This window comes from Pseudomonas sp. yb_5, assembly GCF_043103865.1.
Lineage (GTDB): Bacteria > Pseudomonadota > Gammaproteobacteria > Pseudomonadales > Pseudomonadaceae > Aquipseudomonas > Aquipseudomonas putida_Y.
In genome coordinates this window covers 46,159-53,689 of record NZ_JBICKE010000030.1, presented here as the reverse complement: position 1 = coordinate 53,689, position 7,531 = coordinate 46,159, and the positions used below count along the sequence as shown (strand labels likewise).

7 protein-coding genes are annotated in these 7,531 nt (G+C 63.3%); 2 read left to right on the top strand and 5 right to left on the bottom strand.

Features of this window, described 5'->3' with window-relative positions; translation table 11 throughout:
• Positions 1-246 precede the first annotated feature (246 nt).
• Together ACF8GF_RS04040 and ACF8GF_RS04035 are read right to left on the bottom strand one after the other, a co-directional pair.
• Complete coding sequence (locus ACF8GF_RS04040; protein ID WP_392487701.1) at positions 247-2,247, bottom strand: U32 family peptidase; 2,001 nt, start codon at positions 2,245-2,247, stop codon at positions 247-249.
• A 214-nt stretch (positions 2,248-2,461) separates the two neighbouring features.
• Positions 2,462-2,842 carry a RidA family protein gene (locus ACF8GF_RS04035; protein ID WP_003247927.1) on the bottom strand — a complete coding sequence of 127 codons (381 nt, stop codon included), beginning with the start codon at positions 2,840-2,842 and terminating at the stop codon, positions 2,462-2,464.
• Between the two features lie 136 nt (positions 2,843-2,978).
• On the opposite strand from ACF8GF_RS04035, the gene ACF8GF_RS04030 reads away from it, so the two are divergent.
• Positions 2,979-3,671, top strand: a complete 693-nt coding sequence (locus ACF8GF_RS04030; protein WP_339443877.1) for a tRNA (adenine(22)-N(1))-methyltransferase TrmK — start codon at positions 2,979-2,981, stop codon at positions 3,669-3,671.
• 1 nt (position 3,672) lies between these two features.
• On the opposite strand, the gene ACF8GF_RS04025 is transcribed toward ACF8GF_RS04030, so the two are convergent.
• Entirely contained in the window at positions 3,673-3,933 is a 261-nt protein-coding gene (locus ACF8GF_RS04025) for a DUF2790 domain-containing protein (RefSeq protein WP_003247932.1), read from the bottom strand.
• Positions 3,934-4,047: 114 nt separating this feature from the next.
• On the opposite strand from ACF8GF_RS04025, the gene ACF8GF_RS04020 reads away from it, so the two are divergent.
• Complete coding sequence (locus tag ACF8GF_RS04020) at positions 4,048-4,980, top strand: LysR family transcriptional regulator (protein ID WP_339533515.1); 933 nt, start codon at positions 4,048-4,050, stop codon at positions 4,978-4,980.
• A gap of 117 nt (positions 4,981-5,097) precedes the next feature.
• Here ACF8GF_RS04020 and ACF8GF_RS04015 read toward each other — a convergent pair whose 3' ends face one another.
• Entirely contained in the window at positions 5,098-6,249 is a 1,152-nt protein-coding gene (locus ACF8GF_RS04015) for an acyl-CoA dehydrogenase family protein (protein WP_176683352.1), read from the bottom strand.
• 16 nt (positions 6,250-6,265) lie between these two features.
• Complete coding sequence (locus ACF8GF_RS04010) at positions 6,266-7,339, bottom strand: enoyl-CoA hydratase/isomerase family protein (RefSeq protein ID WP_176683353.1); 1,074 nt, start codon at positions 7,337-7,339, stop codon at positions 6,266-6,268.
• Positions 7,340-7,531: the final 192 nt, after the last annotated feature.

The following is a 7,531-nucleotide window of genomic DNA, read 5'->3' as shown; positions in this document are numbered from 1 at the left end:
GGGCCGGGCCTGCTAGCCAGTTTCCACCCGCCGTTCACCATTGTCGCAGCTACCGTATTCGCGGGTAAACCCGCTCCTACAGGGCCTGTGTAGGAGCGGGTTCACCCGCGAAAGGGCCGTGCCTGCTGGCCAATGTCCACCCGCCGTTCACCATTGTCGCGGCTACCGTATTCGCGGGTAAACCCGCTCCTACACCGGGGGTGGACATACATCGGTTTAGCGGCGAAGAGGCCCTGCCTGGCGAACTCAGTGCGGTCCGCGCGGGATGGTCTTGAGCAAGTCTTCCGGGCTGATATGCCCCACCACCTGGGCCACCGCGCTGCCCGGGGTCGGCAGGTCGATGATGTGGCTCTTCATCTTGCCGATCACATGCATCTCGCACGGCTTGCAGTCGAACTTCAGGGTCAGCACTTCGTCACCCTGAATCAGCTGCATCGGTGCCACCTTGGTGCGCACGCCGGTCACGCCCTTGGCCTGCTTGGGGCACAGGTTGAAGGAGAAGCGCAGGCAGTGCTTGGTGATCATCACCGGCACTTCGCCGTGTTCTTCGTGGGCTTCATAGGCCGCATCGATCAGTTGCACGCCGTGGCGGTGGTAGAAGTCGCGGGCCTTCTGGTTGTATACGTTGGCCAGGAATGACAGGTGCGACTCGGGGTACACCGGCGGTGGTGTGCTCTCGGCCTTGCGCCCGCCACGCGGATGCGCCTGCACACGCGCTGCAGTCAGCGCCTCGATGGCTTCGCGGCGCAGGGCCTTGAGCTGCGAGTTGGGAATGAAGTACGCCTGTGGGGCATCCAGTTCGATGTGGTCGGCGTGGTACAGGGTGGTGCCCAGCTGGCCGAGCAGGTCGTGCAGCTGCTCCAGTGCCTGCTGCGGCTTGTTGGCTACGCCGAACGGGCCGTCCAGGGCCACCTGCACACTCACGCCTTCTTCACTGCTCAGGGTCAGCATCAAGCGCTGCTCGCGCAGGAGCGCGTGCCACTCCACGCCGACCCGGCGTTCGGAGGAGGTGCGTTGCAGGGCCTGTTGCCAATTGTGGTCGAGATTGCGCGACAGCGGGTGGTTGGGCCGCAGCTTGTGCAGGCCTTCGGGCATTTCGTTGGGTTCGACGCGATAGCGGTAGCGCTTGTGGCCGTCTTCTTCGAATTCGCCCCGCGGTTCGGCGATGTTGGCGCGGAAGCCCACCACTTCGCGCTTGACCAGCACATTGAGGCCGTCGCCGTTGGTCAGCGGTACGTCGGTAACCACGTGCATGTCACGCTTGCCGACCTTTTCCACTACACCCACCGGCAGGCCGGTGAAGGTTGGCGAGTCGAAGGCGCCGATATCGACCTTACGGTCGGTCACGAAGTAGTCGGTGCTGCCGCGGTGGAAGGTTTTATCCGGGTCGGGCAGGAAGAAGTGTTGGGTACGGCCGCTGGACGCGCGGGCGTACTGAGGGCGGTCTTCAAGGATGGCATCGAGCTCTTTGCGGTAATGGGCGGTGATGTTCTTCACATAGCCCATGTCCTTGTAGCGGCCCTCGATCTTGAACGAGCGCACGCCGGCATCGACCAGGTCAGCCAGGTTGGCAGTCTGGTTGTTGTCCTTCATCGACAGCAAGTGTTTCTCGAACGCAACCACGCGGCCCTGGTCATCTTTCAGCGTGTAGGGCAGGCGGCAGGCTTGCGAGCAATCACCGCGGTTGGCGCTGCGGCCGGTCTGCGCATGGGAAATGTTGCATTGGCCGGAGAACGCCACGCACAGTGCGCCGTGGATGAAGAACTCGATGGCAGCATCGGTTTCGGCGGCGATGGCGCGGATTTGCTGCAGGTTCAGCTCACGCGCCAGTACCAGTTGCGAGAACCCGGCCTGGTCGAGGAACTTGGCCCGCTCCAGAGTGCGGATGTCGGTCTGGGTGCTGGCATGCAGCTCGATCGGTGGGATGTCCAGCTCCATCACCCCGAGGTCCTGCACGATCAGCGCGTCAACGCCGGCATCGTACAGCTGGTGAATCAGCTTGCGCGCCGGTTCCAGCTCGTTGTCGTGGAGGATGGTGTTGATGGTGGTGAACACGCGTGCATGGTAGCGATGGGCGAACTCGACCAGTTCGGCGATATCGCTGACTTCGTTGCAGGCGTTATGGCGCGCGCCAAAGCTCGGGCCGCCGATATAGATGGCGTCAGCGCCGTGCAGGATCGCTTCACGGGCGATGGCCACGTCACGGGCAGGGCTGAGCAGTTCCAGGTGATTCTTTGGAAGGGACATGTCGTTATATTTTCGGGCTGTCACGGTTTAGGCGGGCATTGTAGCGGTGAAACGGGCTGGCGGCATCATTGGGGTGCCGGGAGGTGCGGGATCGGCTGGGAGTACGCGCAACTGTGGGAGCGGCTTTGGGTCGCGAACGGGCCGCAGAGCGGCCCCGGCGATTTTGCGGTCAGTCAACGATGTCGGGGGCGCTGCGCACCCCGACAAGCGCAGCTCAGCGCTTGGCAGCCATCGCCGTCACTTCCACACGCATGCCTTCAAATGCCAGCGAAGCCACGCCCACCGCCGCACGCACCGGCCAGGGCTTGCTGAAGAAGCGCTGGTACACTTCGTTGAACGCCGCGCGGTCGGCCATGTCGGTCAGGTAGATGGTCAGGTGCAGCACGCGGTCCATACCGCTGCCGGCCTTTTCCAGGGCCACTTTCAGCGCCTGCAGGGTGCATTCGCTCTGCTCGACGATGCCGCCCAGTTCCAGGCTGCCGTCGGCGTGGGTCGGGATTTGCGTGGTGACCAGTACGCCGTTGTACTCGGCAACGTCCGAGGAAATCGACTCGGCGTCCGGGTCCGGGGTGTAGATGATGTCTGCATTTGCCATGGTGTGTTTGCCTTGCAACGGAAGGAAAACGGCAAGCCTACGCGAGCGCACCGGCCCGGTCGAGGGTGCCTCGGCGTTTGAAATGCGCGGCGTTCGCCGTCAGAATCGCGGCCGATTGCAAAACCAGGGGTTTACGTTGAACGAACAGACTTTGTCCAGGCGCCTGGAGCGCGTGGCCGCCCATGTACCGCAGGGCGCGCGCTTGGCCGACATTGGCTCGGACCACGGCTACCTGCCGGTGGCCTTGATGCTGCGTGGCGTGCTCGAGGCCGCTGTAGCGGGTGAGGTGGCACAGACGCCGTTCGCCTCGGCCCAGCGCAATGTGCGCAAAAATGGCCTGCAAGAGCGGGTCACCGTGCGCCTGGCCGATGGGCTGGCAGCGGTCGAGCCGCAAGACCGTATCTCGGTGGTGAGCATCTGCGGCATGGGCGGCGACACCATGTGCGAGATCCTCGAGGCCGGCAAGCAGCGCCTTGGCGGCGTCACGCGCCTGGTACTGCAGCCTAATGGCGGTGAGCGCGAACTGCGCCAGTGGCTGGCGGGCAATGGTTACCAGATCGTCAGCGAAGAGCTGTTACGGGAAAACCGCTTCGATTACGAGATCATCGTCGCCGAGCCGGGCAGGGGGGTGTATAGCGCTGAACAACTGTACTTCGGCCCCGTGTTGATGCAGGAGAAAAGCGAGGCGTTTGTGGTCAAGTGGCGGCGCATGCTGCGGCAGAAGCAGCAGACCCTGGCCAATTTCCAGCGGGCCCGCGATGCGGTGCCTCAGGCGAAGATCGACGATTTCAATCAGCAGGTGGGCTGGATCACCCAGGTGCTGGCCTGATTCACTGCTGCGAGCAGTTGCCCATTTCCCGGTAGTCGATTTCGCGCTTCTGGCCCTGATGGTCGACGTACACCATGTGTGCGGTGCCCACCTGGCAGTCGGCGGCGTTACTGGCCGGGGTGATGGAGATGACCTTGGCCACGTCCAGCGGCATGCCGTATTCATATTGGCTGCTGACTGGCTGGTTGTTGCCGGCATCGGCAAAAGCACCGAACGAGGCGAAGGCAGCGGCAATGGCAAGGACAGCGATCGAGCGTTTCATGACAGGCTCCTTTTTTAATGGATGGCTAATGATCTATTCATTGGTCATCCACAATAAATGGGCTAAACCGTGATAGATTCCTGCTTTTGACGCAACAATAAGGAGCACCCCTTCATGGACATGCTGCATGCCATGCGTACCTTCACCCGGGTGGTGGAATGTGGCAGCTTCGCTGCAGCTGCCAATGCTCTGGATATTTCTGCAGCGCAGGTTTCGCGCATCGTTGCCGAGTTGGAGAACCAGTTGCAGACCCGCCTGCTGCACCGCACCACCCGGCGCTTGCGCATGAGCGAGGCGGGTGAGCGGTTTCTGGAGCGTGCGCGGCAGATCATGCTGCTGACCGAAGAAGCCGTGGGCGAAGCGCGAGGGGCGCACCTCACGCCTCGCGGCCATCTGCGTTTGCACTGCCCACACGGCATGGGGCTGTTGCTGATGCCGCTGGTGGCCGGCTACAACATGCTTTACCCGGAAGTGGTGATCGAGCTGACGCTGTCGCAGCGCAACCCCGACCCACTGGCAGAAGGGCATGACGTGGTGATCACCGTGGACGGTGCGCTACCGGATTCGCAACTGATCGCTGTGCCACTGGGCAACATTTTCAGCATCCCCTGCGCGGCCCCCGGTTACCTGGATACCCACGGTGTACCGGAGCGCCCCGAAGACTTGCACGGCCATCGCTGCCTGCGCATGGCTTACCCGATGTACGAAGGTGACTGGGTGTTCCCGCAAGGGGTTGACCAGTGCGTGATCGCGCCAAACGACAGTTTCTCTACCAACGTCGCCGACGCCATGCTGGTGGCCAGCGAGCTGGGCATGGGCATAGGCCTGCTGCCGTTCTATACCGCCAGCCAGGCGATCGGGCAGGGGCGCTTGTGCCGGTTGCTGGCACCGTATCGGCTGCGGGAAAGTGCGCTGTATGCGATGTATCCGTCACGCCATTACCTGGACGCCAAGGTGCGCACCTGGATCGATTACCTCAAGGAGCAACTGCCGGCGCTGTTCGAGGGGCATGCCAGGGTGGTGGATGATACGCGGTATTGGCGCTGAGGCGAGAAGTTTGCCGCTGATACATCCCGGTGGGAGCGGGCGCGCCCGCGAACACCGGCAAAGCCGGTGCCATCCACCGCGTCGCCCGCTCCCCCAAAAAACCGCGCTGCCTTTGCGTTACAGCGGATAGTGCTTCAATTCCCGCGCAATCAGCATCCGCTGGATCTCGCTCGACCCTTCATAGATCTGGGTAATCCGCGCATCCCGGTAATAGCGCTCCACCGGGTAATCTTCCAGATAACCATACCCACCATGCACCTGGATTGCCATCGAGCACACCCGCTCGGCCATTTCCGAAGCGAACAGCTTGGCCTGTGACGCTTCCGACAGGCACGGCTTGCCGGCGCTGCGCAGGCGGGCGGCATGCAGGATCAGCAAACGTGCGGCGTTCACCTGCACCTGCATGTCGGCCAGCAGGTTGGCGATGCTCTGGTGTTCATTGATCGGCTTGCCAAACTGTATGCGCTCACGTGAGTAGACCAGCGCCGCTTCGAATGCAGCGCGGGCGATGCCCAAGGCCTGGGCGGCAATGCCGATACGGCCGCCTTCGAGGTTGGACAGGGCAATGGCCAGGCCCTTGCCACGCTCACCGAGGATATTGGCGGCAGGAATGCGGCAGTTGTCGAAAGTGACCGCGCAGGTGTCGGAGGCGCGGATGCCCATCTTGTGTTCGCTGCGGTCAACCTTGAACCCAGGGTTGTCGGTGGGCACCAGGAACGCCGACAGGCCTTTCTTGCCCAGCTCCGGGTCGGTCACTGCGAAGACGATCGCCAGGCCGGCACGGCGGGCATTGCTGACGAACTGCTTGGCACCGTTGATGACCCACTGGCCATCCACCAGTTCGGCGCGGGTGCGCAGGTTGTGCGCCTCGGAGCCAGCCTGTGGTTCGGTCAGGCAGAAGCAGCCAATCACCTCGCCGCTGGCCAGGCGTGGCAGCCACTGCTGTTGCTGTTCGGCGGTGCCGTAGGCCAGCAGCGGGCCGCAACCTACCGAGTTGTGGATGCTCATCATCGCCCCGGTGGCGCCGCAGCCGGCGGCGATCTCTTCCACGGCCAGGGCATAGGCGACATAGTCGGTGTAGCTGCCGCCGAAGTCCTCTGGCACCACCATGCCCAACAGGCCCAGTTCGCCCATCTTGCGCACCACGCCATCATCGATCCAGCCGGCCTTTTCCCAGGCCTGGGCATGGGGTGCGATCTCGCCACGGGCAAAGTCCCGGGCCATGTCGCGGATCATGATCTGTTCTTCGCTCAGTTCGAGGTCTTGCATCTGTGTACTCCCGGGCTCACAGGCCTTCGAAGAATTGTTCGACCCGCTGGCTTTGCAGCGCGGCCAGGGTCGGCGGGTTCCAGCGGGGCTGCTTGTCCTTGTCGATGATCAGGGCACGCACGCCTTCGATGATGTCGCCGTGCTGGAACCACTGGCGGTCCAGGTGCAGTTCCATGGCAAAGCAGTCGTCAATGCCCAGCTCGCGCCCTCGGCGCAGCATCTCCAGCGTAACCGCCATGGCCAGAGGCGAGCGTGTTTCCAGCTGATCGGCGGTGGCCACCGCCCAGGCGTGGCTGTCGCCAAGGCTCACCGCACGCAGTTGCTCGACGATGGCTGGCAGGTCGGGCAGGGCGAAAAAGTGGTCGATGACCGGGCGCAACTTTTCCAGTGGCGCATCGTCCAGTACCTGGGTACCGAGCCTGGCCAGCAGGTTTTGCAGGTCCTTCAGCGGGTGGTCGCTGAAGTCGAGCTGGTCGAGGCCCTGGTCGAGGGCGGCGAGCTGGTCGCTGGCCAGGTACCAGTCGGCCAGGCCGCAATACAAGGCGTCGGCCGCCTGAATCTGGGCACCGCTGACACCCAGGTAGATGCCCAGCTCGCCGGGGATGCGCGAGAGGAAGTAGCTACCGCCTACGTCCGGGAAGTAGCCGATGCCGACCTCGGGCATGCCCAGCCGGCTGCGCTCGGTGACCACGCGCAGGTCGCAGCCCTGGGCCAGGCCCATGCCGCCACCGAGGGTGAAGCCGTCCATCACCACCAGTATTGGCTTGCGGTAGCGGTGGATGACCAGGTCGAGGGCGTACTCTTCGACGAAAAAGGTTTCATGCAGCGTGTCGCCGGCCTTGAAGCTGTCGTACAACGAGCGGATGTCGCCACCGGCACAGAACCCCTTGGGGCCTTCGCCGCGCAGGACCACGGCGTGCACGTGCGGGTTGTCGGCCCACTGATCCAGGTGCTGACGCAGGCTGCGCACCATGTCCAGGGTCAGGGCATTGAGACCGGCCGGGCGGTTCAGGGTCAGGTGGCCGATCTGGTTGCGGACCTCGGCCAGTACGTGGTCGGTTGCTGCCGGGGTATGAGCGTGCGCAGTCATTGCGTTCTCCCTGCTTTGTTATTGATTTTCCAAGTGAAGTCTGGAGTTCGCTGGAGGATCGCTGGATCCTGGCATGCGAATTTGCCTTGTACAATCGACAATTGTGCAAGGGTACCGTGCGTTTTTACCTTGTGCGAGGCCAGCGCGCGCCTGTGGCGTAGCCTTTACCCTCACGGGATTTCGCCCCCCGAT

Excerpts from the sequence above, each read along its gene's own strand:
- ACF8GF_RS04040 (WP_392487701.1), bottom strand. The coding sequence starts at position 2,247 with ATGTCCCTTCCAAAGAATCACCTGGAACTGCTCAGCCCTGCCCGTGAC.
- ACF8GF_RS04035 (WP_003247927.1), bottom strand. The coding sequence starts at position 2,842 with ATGGCAAATGCAGACATCATCTACACCCCGGACCCGGACGCCGAGTCG.
- ACF8GF_RS04025 (WP_003247932.1), bottom strand. The coding sequence starts at position 3,933 with ATGAAACGCTCGATCGCTGTCCTTGCCATTGCCGCTGCCTTCGCCTCG.
- ACF8GF_RS04020 (WP_339533515.1), top strand. The coding sequence starts at position 4,048 with ATGGACATGCTGCATGCCATGCGTACCTTCACCCGGGTGGTGGAATGT.
- ACF8GF_RS04015 (WP_176683352.1), bottom strand. The coding sequence starts at position 6,249 with ATGCAAGACCTCGAACTGAGCGAAGAACAGATCATGATCCGCGACATG.
- ACF8GF_RS04010 (WP_176683353.1), bottom strand. The coding sequence starts at position 7,339 with ATGACTGCGCACGCTCATACCCCGGCAGCAACCGACCACGTACTGGCC.